Raw genomic sequence first — 15184 nt, 5'->3', positions numbered from 1 at the left:
AAACATTAATGAAGGTTAACACTATGAAAGCATTACATTTTGGCGCAGGTAATATTGGTCGTGGCTTTATCGGCAAATTGCTGGCCGACGCGGGCATTACGCTGACATTCGCCGATGTGAACCAGGTGGTACTAGACGCCCTGAATGCCCGTCATAGCTATCAGGTTCACGTGGTGGGAGAAAACGAGCAAATCGAAACCGTTTCTGGCGTGAATGCGGTAAGCAGCATCGGTGATGACGTGGTTGATCTGATCGCAAGCGTTGACCTGGTGACGACTGCGGTCGGCCCGGTTGTGCTTGAGCGTATCGCCCCTGCGGTGGCAAAAGGCCTGGCGAAACGTAAAGCTCAGGGCATTGATACCCCACTGAACATCATCGCCTGTGAAAACATGGTGCGTGGCACCACGCAGCTGAAAGGTCACGTCCTGGCTGCCGTCGCCGACGAAGATAAAGCCTGGGTTGAAGCACACGTCGGCTTTGTCGATTCCGCCGTTGACCGTATCGTTCCGCCGTCTGAATCCGCCACCAACGACCCGCTGGAAGTGACCGTTGAAACTTTCAGCGAATGGATTGTCGATAAAACACAGTTTAAAGGCGCGCTGCCAACCATCCCGGGGATGGAATTAACTGATAACCTGATGGCATTTGTCGAACGTAAACTCTTCACGCTGAACACCGGTCATGCTATAACCGCGTACCTCGGAAAATTGGCCGGTCATCAGACCATCCGTGACGCGATTCTCGATGAGAAAATCCGCGCTGTGGTAAAAGGTGCAATGGAAGAGAGCGGCGCGGTGCTGATCAAACGCTACGGTTTTGATGCTGAAAAACATGCAGCATACATCCAGAAAATCCTCGGTCGTTTTGAAAATCCGTATTTGAAAGATGACGTTGAGCGCGTTGGCCGTCAGCCACTGCGCAAACTGAGCGCGGGCGACCGTCTGATTAAGCCACTGCTGGGCACGCTGGAATACGGTCTGCCGCACGCCAACCTGGTGAAAGGGATTGCCGCTGCCATGCATTACCGCAGCGAGCAAGATCCACAGGCGCTTGAGCTGGCGAAATTGATTGGCGATGAAGGCCCGCAAGCTGCGCTGGCGCAGGTTTCAGGCCTGGATGCCAACAGCAACGTGGTTGTGGAGGCGATTAAAGCTTATAACGCAACCAAATGATGCAGAATGCGGCGCAGGTTATCCTGCGCCCAGATAACAGATTGTCAGATATGCAGGCAATAATGGAACAAACCCAGGCCTTTGAAAATCGTGTGCTTGAGCGTCTGAATGCTGGCAAAACCGTACGAAGCTTCCTGATTGCCGCCGTCGAGCTATTGACCGAGGCGGTGAATATCCTGGTGCTTCAGGTGTTTCGCAAAGACGACTACGCGGTAAAATATGCTGTAGAACCGTTACTGGACGGAGACGGACCGCTGGGCGATTTATCCGTGCGCCTGAAGCTGATTTACGGCCTTGGCGTGCTCAGCAGGCCAGAGTATGAAGACGCTGAGCTGTTGATGGCGCTGCGTGAAGAGCTCAATCATGACGGTAACGAGTACACCTTCACCGATGATGAAATTCTGGGACCCTTCGGTGAGTTGCACTGCGTCACCGCGTTGCCTCCGGCACCTCATTTTGATAACAGTGATCCTGAGCTGTATGCTATGCAAAAGCTTCGTTATCAACAGGTTGTCCGTTCTACAATGGTGCTTTCCCTGACTGAGCTGATTTCCCGAATCAGCTTAAAAAAAGCGTTTCAGAAGTAAGCCTGCGCACATTGGTGTATCCTTCCCTGTAAATCCCCCGTTTTTAGAGTCATTTGTGATGAAAGAAGTCGAAAAGAACGAAATTAAACGCCTGAGCGATCGTCTGGATCTGATCCGCCACCAGCAGGCCGATCTCTCTTTGGTTGATGCCGCTGAGAAATACGCTGAGCTGGAAAAAGAGATCGCCACGCTGGAAACCGAAATCGAACGTCTGCGTGAAGTCAAAGGCCAGAAGCTGAGCAAAGAAGCGCAAAAGCTGATGGACATGCCGCACCGTCGCGCGATCACCAAAAAAGAACAGGCCGATATGGGCAAGCTGAAGAAAAGCGTGCGTGGCCTGGTCGTCGTACACCCGATGACGGAACTCGGCCGCGAAATGGGCCTGAAAGAGATGACGGGTTTTTGTAAGACCGCGTTCTGATTTCGTGCCGGGTGGCGCTGCGCTTACCCGGCCTACTTCCCTTTCCAGCCATAATTGGCCCAACCAATTAATCAAACATCCCTTCCCTGGTTCACAATTCCATAATCTTTACTCACAAAACCATTGCTCATCGATAACATCTGATTAACCATTCATTGTCATTCACCCTACATCACACTATTGGCAGGACCACTTTTACACAGCTTGTGACGCAGAGATGAGCGGAGACTCACCCGCATTGCTAGCTGTGTGGTCCTCAGGAGACCTGCATGAGCCTCTGGCAACAAAACTACGATCCGGCCGGGAATATCTGGCTTTCAAGCCTGATCGCATCGCTACCGATTCTGTTCTTCTTCTTTGCGCTGATTAAGCTCAAGCTGAAGGGTTACCTCGCCGCGACGTATACCGTTGCCATCGCCCTGATGGTGGCGCTGCTTTTCTACAAAATGCCGGTCGATCGCGCGCTGGCCTCCGTCGTCTACGGTTTCTTCTACGGCCTGTGGCCGATAGCGTGGATCATTATTGCCGCAGTCTTTGTCTATAAAATCTCGGTGAAAACCGGGCAGTTTGACATCATCCGGTCGTCGATTCTCTCGATCACCCCGGACCAGCGCTTGCAGATGCTGATTGTCGGTTTCTCCTTCGGCGCATTCCTTGAAGGGGCAGCCGGTTTTGGCGCACCTGTTGCGATCACGGCGGCACTGCTGGTTGGTCTTGGTTTTAATCCACTTTATGCCGCGGGCCTGTGCCTGATCGTTAACACTGCGCCGGTGGCGTTTGGCGCGATGGGTATCCCGATTCTGGTTGCCGGGCAAGTCACCGGGCTGGACAGCTTCGAAATCGGCCAGATGGTTGGCCGCCAGCTGCCGTTCCTGACCATCATCGTGCTGTTCTGGATCATGGCGATTATGGACGGCTGGCGTGGTGTGAAAGAAACCTGGCCTGCGGTAATGGTGGCGGGTGGTTCATTCGCCATTGCTCAGTTCCTCAGCTCAAACCTCCTCGGCCCGGAACTGCCGGACATTATCTCTTCCCTGGTTTCGCTGGTTTGTCTGACGCTGTTCCTCAAACGCTGGCAGCCGGTACGCATCTTCCGCTTTGCGGATATGGGTGCCTCGCAGGTTGATCAAACACTGGCGCGCACCGGATATACCGCGGGCCAGGTGATCCGCGCGTGGTCACCGTTCCTGTTCCTGACGGCAACCGTCACACTGTGGAGCGTGCCGCCGTTTAAAGCGTTGTTTGCCCCAGGCGGTGCGCTGTACGACATGGTGATTAACATCTCCGTACCGTTCCTCGACAAAATGGTCGCCCGGATGCCGCCGGTTGTTCACGCCGCAACACCCTATGCTGCGGTATACAAGTTCGACTGGTTCTCCGCGACCGGCACAGCCATCCTGTTTGCGGCTATCCTTTCTGTCGTGTGGCTGCGTATGAAGCCATCCGCAGCTATACAGACCTTTGCAACCACCATTAAAGAGCTGGCGCTGCCGATTTACTCCATTGGAATGGTGCTGGCATTCGCGTTTATCTCGAACTATTCCGGCCTGTCATCCACGCTGGCGCTGGCTCTGGCGCACACCAGCCACGCCTTCACCTTTTTCTCGCCGTTCCTTGGCTGGCTGGGGGTATTCCTGACAGGTTCAGATACGTCGTCTAACGCCCTCTTCGCCGCGCTTCAGGCAACTGCCGCGCAGCAAATCGGCGTCTCGGACGTGCTGCTGGTCGCAGCGAATACAACGGGCGGCGTCACCGGCAAGATGATCTCCCCGCAATCCATCGCTATTGCCTGTGCGGCGGTGGGCCTGGTGGGTAAAGAGTCGGATCTGTTCCGCTTTACCGTCAAACACAGCCTGATATTTACCTGCATGGTCGGTGTGATAACCACCCTTCAGGCCTATGTCTTAACCTGGATGATTCCATGATAGTGATGCCCAGACGCCTGTCCGACGAGATTGCTTCTCGCGTGCGGGCGCTGATTGAAGAACAACAGCTTGAAGCGGGCATGAAATTGCCCGCCGAGCGCCAGCTTGCCGCCCAGCTTGGGGTATCGCGTAATTCACTGCGCGAAGCGCTGGCGACGCTGGTTAATGACGGCGTGCTACTGAGCCGTCGTGGCGGCGGCACCTTTGTGCGCTGGCAGCACGATGACTGGTCTGAGCAAAACATTGTTCAGCCCCTCAAAACGCTGATGGCAAACGACCCTGACTACAGCTTTGACATCCTCGAAGCCCGACACGCCATCGAAACCAGCACCGCCTGGCATGCGGCAATGCGGGCCACAGAAGCCGATAAAGAGAAACTGCGGGCCTGTTTTGAGGCAACCCAAAGCAGCGACCCCGATATCGCTTCGCAGGCTGATGTCCGTTTTCATCTGGCGATTGCCGAGGCTTCACATAACGTGGTGCTGCTCCAGACCATGCGCGGTTTCTTCGACCTGCTGCAATCCTCCGTCAAGCAGAGCCGCCAGCGCATGTATCTGGTACCGCCAGTGTTTGCTCAACTGACCGAGCAGCACGAGGCGGTGCTTAACGCCATTCTGGCCGGTGATGCCGATGCCGCGCGCAAAGCGATGATGGCGCATCTGGGCTTTGTGCACACCACCATTAAACAATTCGATGAAGATCAGGCCCGACAGGCACGCATTACCCGTCTGCCTGGCGACAACGATATTTCCAGGGAGAACAAAGCATGATTATTTCAGCAGCCAGTGACTATCGCGCCGCGGCGCAACGCATTTTACCGCCATTCCTGTTCCACTATATCGACGGCGGAGCGTATGCAGAGCACACACTGCGTCGTAACGTAGCAGATCTGTCAGAAGTGGCTCTGCGCCAGCGCGTGCTGAAAAATATGTCTGACCTGAGCCTTGAGACGAAGCTGTTTAATGAAACGCTCTCAATGCCTGTTGCGCTCGCCCCTGTCGGCCTGTGTGGCATGTACGCCCGTCGCGGCGAAGTACAGGCGGCCGCAGCGGCAGATGCCAAAGGCATTCCGTTTACGCTCTCCACCGTGTCCGTCTGCCCGATTGAAGAAGTCGCTCCAACCCTTCAGCGCCCGATGTGGTTCCAGCTGTACGTTCTGCGCGATCGCGGGTTTATGCGTAATGCGCTGGAGCGTGCCAAAGCCGCAGGCTGTTCGACGCTGGTCTTTACCGTCGATATGCCAACGCCGGGGGCGCGCTACCGCGATGCGCATTCCGGGATGAGCGGCCCGAATGCCGCCCTGCGTCGCTACTGGCAGGCTGTCACTCACCCGCAGTGGGCGTGGGACGTTGGTCTGAACGGTCGTCCGCATGATCTGGGCAATATCTCGACTTATCTCGGTAAACCCACCGGTCTGGAAGATTACATCGGCTGGCTGGCGAACAACTTCGATCCGTCAATTTCCTGGAAAGATCTGGAGTGGATCCGTGAATTCTGGGACGGCCCGATGGTGATCAAAGGCATTCTCGATCCGGAAGATGCGCGCGACGCCGTGCGTTTTGGTGCTGACGGCATTGTGGTGTCTAACCACGGTGGGCGCCAGCTCGACGGGGTGCTTTCTTCTGCCCGCGCACTGCCTGCCATTGCCGATGCAGTAAAAGGTGATATCGCTATTCTGGCCGACAGCGGCATTCGCAGCGGGCTGGACGTGGTGCGCATGATTGCACTGGGTGCAGACAGCGTGTTGCTGGGTCGTGCCTACCTGTATGCACTGGCTACCCACGGTCAGGCGGGCGTGGCGAATCTGCTGAACCTGATCGAGAAAGAGATGAAAGTGGCAATGACGCTGACTGGTGCGAAATCGATTAGCGAAATCAGCCAGGATTCGCTGGTGCAGGAACTGAGTAGACTACCTGCGGCACTGGCACCGCTGTCGCAAGGGAATGCGGCCTAGTTCTGTGCTATTCTGCCCCCGCTATTCAAGGGGGCAACATGCTTAATATCGTTTTATTCGAACCAGAAATCCCACCCAATACCGGCAACATCATCCGCCTGTGCGCTAACACCGGTTTTCGCCTGCATATCATTGAGCCAATGGGCTTCACGTGGGACGACAAACGCCTGCGCCGTGCAGGGCTGGATTATCATGAATTTACTGCCGTGGTTCGTCATCACGACTATGCCGCGTTTCTGGAGGCAGAAAAGCCGCAGCGCATGTTTGCCCTGACCACCAAAGGAACGCCTGCACACAGTGCAGTGAGCTATCAGGACGGGGATTATCTGATGTTTGGCCCGGAAACCCGTGGCCTGCCCGCAACCATTCTGGACGCCCTGCCCGCTGAACACAAAATCCGTATTCCAATGATGCCGGACAGCCGCAGCATGAACCTGTCTAATGCGGTGTCGGTGGTGGTGTATGAAGCCTGGCGCCAGCTGGGTTACCCTGGCGCCATTCTCAGAAGTTAAATGCCGTCACCATACTCAAATGTATGGTGAATACCGTTGAAGTGCTGATCCATATCCATCGACGGTTTATCGCTGTCTGGCTTGCCGACGATACGCGCCGGTACGCCAGCTGCGGTGGTGTGCGGCGGAACGGGCTGCAACACAACCGAACCCGCACCAATCTTCGCCCCACGCCCGACTTCGATATTACCGAGGATCTTCGCACCCGCGCCAATCATCACCCCTTCGCGAATTTTCGGGTGGCGATCGCCGCTGGTTTTGCCCGTACCACCCAACGTGACCGATTGCAGAATCGACACATCATCTTCAATGACCGCGGTTTCACCCACGACAATGCCCGTGGCATGGTCAAGCATGATCCCACGGCCAATTTTCGCGGCCGGGTGGATGTCCACCTGGAAGGTGACCGACACCTGGTTTTGCAGGAAGATGGCCAGCGCACGGCGGCCTTCGTTCCACAGCCAGTGACCAATGCGGTAAGCCTGAAGCGCATGGAAGCCTTTCAGGTACAGCAGTGGCGTGGAGTATTTATCAACAGCCGGGTCACGCGTGCGCACAGCCTGGATATCACAGGCGGCAGAGGCGATCATTTCCGGGTCTGCGGCGTAGGCCTCTTCCACTACTTCGCGAATGGCGATGGCAGGCATAATTGAGGAGGCCAGTTTGTTGGCGAGCATATAGCTCAGGGCGCTGCCGAGGTTTTCGTGCTTGAGTAGCGTCGCGTGGTAGAAGCTGGCCAGCATAGGCTCGCAGTCGGCCAAAGCCCGGGCTTCGGCTTTAATATTATTCCAGACGATATCCAGTTCTTCACACGGCATTGCATACTCCAGACGTAATAGTACGATCGGCCAGTCTTTGCTGGCCGATCGTTGAGTGACGACAGTTCCCTGCGATTAGTTGCTGCTACGCTCGTCCTTGCGCGCACGACCTAATAAGGTCAATGCTGCCTCGCGCGCATTTTTTCCGCAATACAATACCTGATAAATTTCCTCGGTTATTGGCATTTCGACACCAAAACGGTGTGCCAGCTCGCGGACTTCTTTGGTATTGCGATAGCCTTCAACCACCTGGCCAATCTTCTCTTGCGCGCCTTTTACATCGCTGCCCTGTCCAAGCATCATGCCAAAGCGGCGGTTACGCGACTGGTTGTCGGTACAGGTCAGTACCAGATCACCCAGGCCCGCCATTCCCATAAAGGTGGCAGGATCAGCGCCCAGCGCCGCGCCAAGACGGGACATTTCGGTTAACCCGCGGGTGATAAGCGCCGTGCGCGCATTCGCGCCGAAACCAATGCCGTCTGACATACCTGCGCCGATAGCAATCACGTTCTTCACCGCACCACCCAGCTGCACGCCGATAAAATCGGGGTTGCTGTAGACACGGAAGCTCTTGCCGCAGTGCAGCAAATGCTGAAGATCGTCAGAGAAGGTCGCATCGGTCGAGGCCAGAGAGATTGCCGTTGGCAGACCTGCGGCCAGCTCTTTCGCGAACGTCGGCCCGGAAATCACAGCCAGAGGAATGTCATCACCCAGCGCTTCGCGGGCAACATCCTGGAGCAGGCGTCCGGTTTCAGCTTCCAGCCCCTTCGTCGCCCACACAATACGTGCATCTGCGCGCATCAGCGGCTTAATCTGACGCAGCACTTCGCCAAAGACATGGCTTGGCACCACAATCAGAATATTGCGGCTGGCCGTGAGTGCGGTCGCGAGATCGCTTTCGAGGCGCAGGGAATCAGGAAACGGAACGTCCGGGAGGAACGCCACATTGCAGCGGTCGTGTTGCAACGTCGCGATATGTTTTGGATCGTGGCCCCACAGAACCACATCGTGACCATTTCTTGCCAGCGTGATAGCAAGAGCGGTGCCGTAAGAGCCGGCACCGATCACAGTCATTGACGCATTAACAGTGCTCATCAGGCATCCTGATGTTGTTCAGCACCTTCGCCAGCCTGCTGTTGCAGATAATTCATGAACAGCGCATCAAAGTTAACTGGCGCAAGGTTCAGTTGCGGGAATGTACCGCGAGAAACCAGGCTGGTGATGCATTCACGAGCATACGGGAACAGGATGTTCGGGCAGTATGCACCCAGGCAATGCGCCATCTGGTTACCTTCGATACCGCCGACGGAGAAGATACCACCCTGCTGTACTTCGCACAGGAATGCAGTTTCTTCGCCCAGAGAAGCGGTTACGGTTACGCGCAGCACAACTTCATACACATCATCCGCCAGTTGGGTGGATGCGGTATCAAGATCAAGTTTAACCTCTGGCTGCCAATCTTTCTGGAAAACGTGTGGCGCATTTGGCGCTTCGAAAGAGACATCCTTGGTGTAGATGCGCTGGATCTGGAAAGTCATTTCGGTGTTGTTTTGTTCTGACATGGAAAAACCCTTTTTAATTGTCCTAAAGTCTCTTAGCGCAGCAGGGAATCGAGTCCACCACGTGCGTCGAGCGCATACAAGTCATCACAGCCGCCAATGTGCTGCGCATCAATAAAAATCTGCGGAACCGTCGTACGGCCACTACGTTGAATCATCTCTTCGCGTTTTGTCGCGTCACCATCAATAGGCAGTTCCTGGAAGGTGACGCCTTTGCTGTTCAGCAGCGCTTTCGCACGGTGGCAGAACGGGCAGGTTGCTTTGGTGTAGATCTCGATATTGGCCATGACTGGGCTCCTTATTTACCGCGAACCAGAGGAAGGTTTTCCCCGCTCCAGCCGGAAATGCCTTCTTTCAGCACAGATACGTTTTCAAAACCGGCTTTGTGCAGTGCGCTCGCAGATTCCTGCGCCTGCATCCCGGTACCGTCTACAACGATAATCGGCTGGGCTTTATGCTTATCCAGCTCGCCAACGTTGTTCGCTTTAATTTCAGCAGGCAGCAGGTTAACAGAACCTGCAATGTGGCCTTTACGGAAATCATCGCGCTGGCGCAGGTCGACGACGACGGCATCTTCTTTATTGATAAGACGCGTCGCTTCACCACGGGTAATAACCCGAATTTTGGACGTCAGGCCCTTAAAGGTAGTGAACAGCACTGCGGCCAATAGACCAATCCACGCGATGCTCAGTACCGGGTGGCGGCTAACAAATTGCATAATTTCTTGCATGGGGGGTAACAACTCCCGTCAAAAGTGATTAAAAAAACCAGGACAGGAGTATACCTGTGCGTTGTGGCAAATACAGCCAGCGACAATAAGCTAATCCATTTTCTGCGGGATGCCACGAAAAAAAAGCCTTAAAATGACCTGGGAAGCGCCTTGCCCCTACGCATTCTTTGATCTTCTGCGGCTATTTGATCGATTCAGCTGTAGTAAAATTACGCAAATTTTTTGTCTCTTGAGCATGAGGTTGTCGCAATGTCGGTTTCTAAAAAACCTATGGTACTGGTGATTCTGGATGGCTATGGCTACCGTGAAGATCAGCAGGATAACGCCATTTTCAACGCCAAAACCCCAGTCATGGATGCACTGTGGGCAAAACGTCCCCATACCCTGATTGATGCATCTGGCCTGGAAGTGGGTCTGCCGGATCGCCAGATGGGCAACTCCGAAGTCGGTCACGTTAACCTGGGCGCGGGTCGTATCGTGTATCAGGACCTGACCCGTCTGGACGTTGAAATTAAGGAACGTACTTTCTTCTCTAACCCAACGCTGTCTGGCGCGGTTGATAAAGCCGTTGCCGCAGGCAAGGCTGTACACATCATGGGGCTGCTCTCTGCGGGCGGCGTTCATAGCCATGAAGATCACATCATGGCTATGGTTGAGCTGGCAGCAGAACGCGGTGCTGAGAAAATCTATCTGCACGCTTTCCTTGATGGCCGCGATACGCCACCACGCAGCGCTGAAGGTTCCCTGAAAGCCTTCGAAGACAAATTTGCCGCACTGGGTAAAGGCCGTGTGGCCTCCATCATCGGTCGTTACTACGCAATGGACCGCGACAACCGTTGGGATCGCGTTGAACAAGCTTATGACCTGATGACCCAGGCAAAAGGCGAGTTCCAGTTTGCGACTGCCGTAGAAGGTCTGGAAGCAGCTTACGCCCGCGATGAAAACGACGAATTCGTGAAAGCGACGGTTATCCGCGCTGAAGGCCAGGCCGATGCAGCGATGGAAGACGGCGATGCGTTGATTTTCATGAACTTCCGTGCTGACCGTGCGCGTGAAATCACCCGTGCATTCGTGAACAGCGATTTCGACGGCTTCGCCCGTAAGAAGGTGGTGAAACTTGATTTCATCCAGCTGACCGAATACGCCGCAGACATCAAAGCACCCTGCGCTTACCCACCGGCCTCACTGGCAAACACCCTCGGTGAGTGGATGGCGAAAAACGATAAAACGCAGCTGCGTATCTCTGAAACAGAGAAATACGCACACGTGACCTTCTTCTTTAACGGTGGTGTTGAAGAGCCGTTCAAAGGCGAAGACCGTATCCTGATCAACTCGCCGAAAGTTGCTACCTACGATCTGCAACCAGAAATGAGCTCTGCCGAGCTGACTGAAAAACTGGTCGCGGCTATCGAAAGCGGTAAGTACGACACCATCATCTGTAACTATCCGAATGGCGACATGGTTGGCCATACCGGCGTGATGGAAGCCGCAATCAAAGCCGTTGAAGCACTGGATCACTGCGTTGAGCAGGTTACAAAAGCGATTGAATCCGTGGGTGGCCAGATGCTGATCACCGCCGACCACGGTAACGCAGAACAGATGCGCGATCCATCTACCGGCCAGGCTCACACTGCCCACACCAACCTGCCTGTTCCGCTGATCTATGTCGGTGATAAACCACTGAAAGCGGTGGAAGGCGGCAAGCTTTCCGACATCGCGCCAACCATGTTGACGCTGATGGGTATGGAAATCCCTAAAGAGATGACTGGCAAGCCGCTGTTCATCGTGGAATAATCGCTCCCCATGAGGGGAAAGGCGATTTTTTCAATCACATGGGTCGTGAAACCGCTTCGGTTATCAGTCAGGGCCCTATTTTGCGCCAGCGCACTCAGCGCTGGCGTATTGCTGTGCGCAGCATCCGCACATGCGGACGATCGCGACCAGCTTAAATCTATTCAGGCCGATATCGCCGCCAAAGAGCGTGCGGTACGCCAGCAGCAACAGCAGCGTTCATCACTCCTTGCCCAACTGAAGCAGCAGGAAGAAGCCATCTCCGCTGCCGCACGCAAGCTACGTGAAACACAAAACACCCTCGCGCAGCTGAATAAACAGATCGACGAAATGAATGCCTCGATTGCCAAACTGGAGCGCCAGCGCGCCAGCCAGGAGCGCAATCTCGCGGCTCAGCTTGATGCCGCCTTCCGTCAGGGGGAGCATACCGGCATTCAGCTGATTTTAAGCGGGGAAGAAACCCAGCGCGGCCAGCGTTTGCAGGCCTACTTCGGTTACCTGAACCAGGCGCGCCAGGAAACTATCGCCCAGCTGAAACAGACCCGCGAAGAAGTCACCTCACAAAAAGCCGAGCTGGAAGAGAAACAGAGTCAGCAACAAACGCTGCTCTACGATCAGCAGGCGCAGCAGGCAAAGCTCGAGCGGGCGCGTAATGAGCGTCAAAAAACCCTTTCTGGTCTTGAGTCGTCCATTCAGGAAGGCCAGAGCCAGCTAAGCGAAATGCGCGCCAACGAATCAAAACTGCGTAACAGCATTGCCCGTGCAGAAGCGGCAGCCAAAGCGCGCGCCGAGAAAGAAGCACGCGACGCGCAGGCCGTTCGCGACAAGCAACAAGAAGCGTCACGCAAAGGGACAACCTACAAACCCACGGAGAGCGAACGCTCACTGATGTCGCGTACTGGCGGTCTGGGTGCGCCTCGCGGTCAGGCTTACTGGCCTGTTCGCGGCTCTATTCTGCATCGCTATGGCGAACAGTTGCAGGGTGAGCTACGTTGGAAAGGGATAGTTATCGGTGCGTCTGAAGGTAGCGAAGTAAAAGCGATTGCCGATGGCCGCGTGATCCTTGCCGACTGGTTACAGGGTTACGGGCTTGTGGTGGTGGTCGAACACGGCAAAGGCGATATGAGCCTTTACGGCTACAACCAGAGCGCACTGGTCAGCGTCGGCACTCAGGTGCGCGCGGGTCAACCCATCGCCCTTGTGGGCAGCAGTGGCGGTCAGGGCCGCCCGTCACTCTATTTCGAAATTCGTCGCCAGGGTCAGGCGGTCAATCCACAGCCGTGGTTGGGAAGATAAGTTTTGCTTCAATTTCGTCGAATTGTTCTCTCCGTCGCCAGCGCACTGGCGCTGGCAGCACCGGTATACGCAGGCAAACTTGCCATCGTCATTGATGACTTCGGTTATCGTCCGCAAACCGAAAACCAGGTACTGGCGATGCCGTCGGCCATTTCCGTCGCCGTGCTGCCCAATGCGCCACACGCCCGCGAAATAGCAACCAAAGCCCACAATAGCGGGCATCAGGTTCTGATCCATTTGCCGATGGCACCGCTCAGCAAACAACCGCTGGAAAAAGACACCCTACGTCCGGACATGAGCAGCGATGAGATCGATCGCATCATCCGCGACGCTTACAACAAAGTGCCGTTTGCCGTGGGCCTGAATAACCATATGGGCAGCGCGATGACATCCAACCTGTACGGCATGCTGAAAGTGATGCAGGCGCTGGAGCGCTACAATCTCTACTTCCTGGACAGCATGACCATCGGCAACAGCCAGGCCATGCGTGCAGCCCAGGGCACTGGGGTGAAAGTCATTAAGCGCAAGGTGTTCCTGGATGACACCCAAAACGAAGCGGATATTCGCGTACAGTTCAATCGTGCGGTGCAGCTGGCGCGTCGCAACGGATCGGCAATTGCCATTGGTCACCCGCATCCGTCTACCGTGCGCGTCCTGCAACAGATGCTGCCGACTTTGCCTTCCGATATCACGCTGGTGCGCCCGAGCGACCTGCTGAATGAACCGCAGTCAGATACGTCGACACCAAATCTTTCACAACCCGCTAAGCCATCTGCGCCGCGTAATCCGTTCCGCGGTGTGAAGAGCTGCAAACCAAAACAGCCGCCAGCGCCGGTCTACGCGACCCGCTTCTTCACAGTGATTGGCGATAGCATTAGTGAAAGCACGCTGGTGAAATACGTTCAGCAGCAGTGGCAGGGATGGGGTAAGAAATCCTGATAACAAAAAAGCCACCTGTGATGAAGTGAACCCCGAAAGTTGGACATCCAACGATTAGGGGTTTTGCGTTTCAATGGGCAGAAAAAAATACTCACCTGAATTCAAGCAGCAAGTCGTACTCCACTATCTGTTCAGCAGTGATGGTGCAAAGAAAACAGCGCGGTTGTTCGGCGTTGATCACGGAGCGGTCAGACGCTGGACTGAGCACTGGAAAGTGAATGGGATGGACAGTTTTACCATTCCTACCAGGGCTTACTCTGCCGAGTTTAAAGAGTCTGTCGTGCTCTGGATGCAGCAACACAACAAATCATCCCGGAAAGCTGCGGCGGAGTTTCGTATTGCAGCCGCTTGTACTGTCAGCAAATGGGAGCGTCTTTACCGTACTGGCGGTATCATTGCCCTACAGGATAAACCCAGAGGACGCCAGATGAAGTCAGGGAAGAACGAAACTTCAGATAAAGAACTTAATAATCCCCGTCCAGCGTTCCAGAACGCTGAGGAAGAACTTGAATACCTGCGTGTTGAGAATGCCTACCTAAAAAAGCTTCAGGCCTTGATTCGGGAAAAGCAGAAGACAAAGCAAAAATAATTACCGAATTGAGGCGAAACCATAACCTGAGAATGCTGCTTCATATAGCAGGATTACCTCGCAGCACGTACTACTGGCATGTCAAAGCAGATAGCCGTGGAGAGCGCTATGAGGGCGAACAGCAAAGAATAGCCGCACTGTTCCACTATCATAAAGGACGATATGGTTACCGGCGCATTACCCTGGCGTTGCGTAATGAAGGCTATGGCATTAATCATAAAACAGTACGGAAACTGATGCGCAAGATGGGGCTGGCCTCATGCCTGAGAAGCAAAAAGTATCAGTCATACAAAGGCACCTACGGTAAAGTAGCGCCAAATACCCTTGCACGTGATTTTAAGGCCAGCAGTCCAAACCAGAAATGGGTCACGGATGTGACAGAGTTCAACGTAAAAGGGACAAAGCTGTATCTGTCACCAGTGCTTGATCTGTATAACAGCGAGATAATAGCCTGGAATATGACGACGCATCCGGGAATGAATCTGGTCGAAAACATGCTCAGCAAAGCCGTCAAGAGGCTGAAACCGGGTGACAGACCGGTACTGCACTCTGATCAGGGTTGGCAGTATCAGATGGCACGGTATCAGGAGAAACTTAAAGCTAAAGGCATAGAACAAAGCATGTCGCGCAAAGGGAACTGTCTGGACAATGCAGTGATAGAAAATTTTTTTGGTCTGCTGAAAACAGAATGTTGGTACCACGAAGAGTTTGAAAATACAGACCATCTACGAAAAACGGTGGAAGAGTATATCCACTACTACAACAACGAACGAATCAAGCTAAAACTAAACGGCCTGAGTCCGGTACAATACCGAACCCAGGCCATGTCAGCCGCCAGTTAAGAACGTGTCCAATATATGGGGTTCACTTCAGTGAGGGTGGCTTTTTTGT

The 15184-nt window shown here is 54.5% G+C and carries 16 protein-coding genes; 11 read left to right on the top strand and 5 right to left on the bottom strand.

Annotation, left to right across the window (positions count from 1 at the left end; genetic code table 11):
* Positions 1-23 precede the first annotated feature (23 nt).
* From mtlD to trmL, 7 genes are all read left to right on the top strand, one after another.
* On the top strand, positions 24-1172 hold the full coding sequence (gene mtlD, locus HV107_RS10855) for a mannitol-1-phosphate 5-dehydrogenase (protein ID WP_182063192.1): 1149 nt from the start codon (positions 24-26) through the stop codon (positions 1170-1172).
* Positions 1169-1759 (top strand): mannitol operon repressor MtlR, encoded by a 591-nt coding sequence (mtlR, locus tag HV107_RS10850; RefSeq protein WP_182063191.1) that lies wholly within the window; start codon positions 1169-1171, stop codon positions 1757-1759. Before mtlD ends, mtlR begins: the two co-directional genes overlap by 4 nt.
* Positions 1760-1817: 58 nt before the next feature.
* On the top strand, positions 1818-2180 hold the full coding sequence (locus HV107_RS10845; protein WP_182063190.1) for a YibL family ribosome-associated protein: 363 nt from the start codon (positions 1818-1820) through the stop codon (positions 2178-2180).
* Between the two features lie 269 nt (positions 2181-2449).
* Positions 2450-4105, top strand: a complete 1656-nt coding sequence (gene lldP / locus HV107_RS10840; RefSeq protein ID WP_182063189.1) for an L-lactate permease — start codon at positions 2450-2452, stop codon at positions 4103-4105.
* A complete protein-coding gene (gene lldR / locus HV107_RS10835) occupies positions 4102-4875 on the top strand; it encodes a transcriptional regulator LldR (protein ID WP_182063188.1) in 774 nt (257 codons plus the stop codon). The genes lldP and lldR overlap by 4 nt, the downstream gene beginning before the upstream one ends.
* Entirely contained in the window at positions 4872-6059 is a 1188-nt protein-coding gene (gene lldD, locus HV107_RS10830) for an FMN-dependent L-lactate dehydrogenase LldD (RefSeq protein WP_182063187.1), read from the top strand. The genes lldR and lldD overlap by 4 nt, the downstream gene beginning before the upstream one ends.
* 38 nt (positions 6060-6097) lie before the next feature.
* Complete coding sequence (trmL, locus tag HV107_RS10825; protein ID WP_182063186.1) at positions 6098-6571, top strand: tRNA (uridine(34)/cytosine(34)/5-carboxymethylaminomethyluridine(34)-2'-O)-methyltransferase TrmL; 474 nt, start codon at positions 6098-6100, stop codon at positions 6569-6571.
* Here the strand turns inward: trmL and cysE are convergent.
* From cysE to HV107_RS10800, 5 genes are all read right to left on the bottom strand, one after another.
* Complete coding sequence (gene cysE / locus HV107_RS10820; RefSeq protein ID WP_008502718.1) at positions 6568-7389, bottom strand: serine O-acetyltransferase; 822 nt, start codon at positions 7387-7389, stop codon at positions 6568-6570. The genes trmL and cysE overlap by 4 nt on opposite strands.
* A 75-nt stretch (positions 7390-7464) precedes the next feature.
* Entirely contained in the window at positions 7465-8484 is a 1020-nt protein-coding gene (gpsA, locus tag HV107_RS10815; protein WP_182063185.1) for an NAD(P)H-dependent glycerol-3-phosphate dehydrogenase, read from the bottom strand.
* On the bottom strand, positions 8484-8951 hold the full coding sequence (gene secB, locus HV107_RS10810) for a protein-export chaperone SecB (protein ID WP_014068374.1): 468 nt from the start codon (positions 8949-8951) through the stop codon (positions 8484-8486). The genes gpsA and secB overlap by 1 nt, the downstream gene beginning before the upstream one ends.
* A 32-nt stretch (positions 8952-8983) precedes the next feature.
* Entirely contained in the window at positions 8984-9235 is a 252-nt protein-coding gene (gene grxC / locus HV107_RS10805) for a glutaredoxin 3 (RefSeq protein WP_129324327.1), read from the bottom strand.
* 11 nt (positions 9236-9246) lie between these two features.
* Positions 9247-9678: a rhodanese-like domain-containing protein gene (locus tag HV107_RS10800; protein ID WP_182063184.1), complete on the bottom strand. Its 432-nt coding sequence runs from the start codon at positions 9676-9678 to the stop codon at positions 9247-9249.
* A 249-nt stretch (positions 9679-9927) separates the two neighbouring features.
* On the opposite strand from HV107_RS10800, the gene gpmM reads away from it, so the two are divergent.
* From gpmM to HV107_RS10780, 4 genes are all read left to right on the top strand, one after another.
* Complete coding sequence (gene gpmM / locus HV107_RS10795; RefSeq protein ID WP_182063183.1) at positions 9928-11472, top strand: 2,3-bisphosphoglycerate-independent phosphoglycerate mutase; 1545 nt, start codon at positions 9928-9930, stop codon at positions 11470-11472.
* A gap of 33 nt (positions 11473-11505) precedes the next feature.
* The gene (gene envC / locus HV107_RS10790) at positions 11506-12765 is read left to right on the top strand and encodes a murein hydrolase activator EnvC (protein WP_259349703.1); all 1260 of its coding nucleotides are present in this window, start codon (positions 11506-11508) and stop codon (positions 12763-12765) included.
* Between the two features lie 3 nt (positions 12766-12768).
* Complete coding sequence (locus HV107_RS10785) at positions 12769-13704, top strand: divergent polysaccharide deacetylase family protein (protein ID WP_182063181.1); 936 nt, start codon at positions 12769-12771, stop codon at positions 13702-13704.
* Positions 13705-13777: 73 nt separating this feature from the next.
* A protein-coding gene (locus tag HV107_RS10780; RefSeq protein ID WP_105318584.1) for an IS3 family transposase occupies positions 13778-15135 on the top strand; the annotation gives its coding sequence in 2 pieces (ribosomal slippage) (positions 13778-14240 and positions 14240-15135; 1359 coding nt in all).
* Positions 15136-15184: the final 49 nt, after the last annotated feature.

Origin of the sequence: Enterobacter sp. RHBSTW-00175 (assembly GCF_013927005.1) — a bacterium.
GTDB lineage: Bacteria > Pseudomonadota > Gammaproteobacteria > Enterobacterales > Enterobacteriaceae > Enterobacter.
The sequence above is the reverse complement of the archived record's forward strand: the minus strand, read 5'-3'. Positions and strand labels throughout refer to the sequence as shown.

Excerpts from the sequence above, each read along its gene's own strand:
- lldR (WP_182063188.1), top strand. The coding sequence starts at position 4,102 with ATGATAGTGATGCCCAGACGCCTGTCCGACGAGATTGCTTCTCGCGTG.
- trmL (WP_182063186.1), top strand. The coding sequence starts at position 6,098 with ATGCTTAATATCGTTTTATTCGAACCAGAAATCCCACCCAATACCGGC.
- gpmM (WP_182063183.1), top strand. The coding sequence starts at position 9,928 with ATGTCGGTTTCTAAAAAACCTATGGTACTGGTGATTCTGGATGGCTAT.
- mtlD (WP_182063192.1), top strand. The coding sequence starts at position 24 with ATGAAAGCATTACATTTTGGCGCAGGTAATATTGGTCGTGGCTTTATC.
- secB (WP_014068374.1), bottom strand. The coding sequence starts at position 8,951 with ATGTCAGAACAAAACAACACCGAAATGACTTTCCAGATCCAGCGCATC.
- HV107_RS10800 (WP_182063184.1), bottom strand. The coding sequence starts at position 9,678 with ATGCAAGAAATTATGCAATTTGTTAGCCGCCACCCGGTACTGAGCATC.
- HV107_RS10845 (WP_182063190.1), top strand. The coding sequence starts at position 1,818 with ATGAAAGAAGTCGAAAAGAACGAAATTAAACGCCTGAGCGATCGTCTG.
- grxC (WP_129324327.1), bottom strand. The coding sequence starts at position 9,235 with ATGGCCAATATCGAGATCTACACCAAAGCAACCTGCCCGTTCTGCCAC.
- mtlR (WP_182063191.1), top strand. The coding sequence starts at position 1,169 with ATGATGCAGAATGCGGCGCAGGTTATCCTGCGCCCAGATAACAGATTG.
- gpsA (WP_182063185.1), bottom strand. The coding sequence starts at position 8,484 with ATGAGCACTGTTAATGCGTCAATGACTGTGATCGGTGCCGGCTCTTAC.
- cysE (WP_008502718.1), bottom strand. The coding sequence starts at position 7,389 with ATGCCGTGTGAAGAACTGGATATCGTCTGGAATAATATTAAAGCCGAA.
- lldP (WP_182063189.1), top strand. The coding sequence starts at position 2,450 with ATGAGCCTCTGGCAACAAAACTACGATCCGGCCGGGAATATCTGGCTT.
- lldD (WP_182063187.1), top strand. The coding sequence starts at position 4,872 with ATGATTATTTCAGCAGCCAGTGACTATCGCGCCGCGGCGCAACGCATT.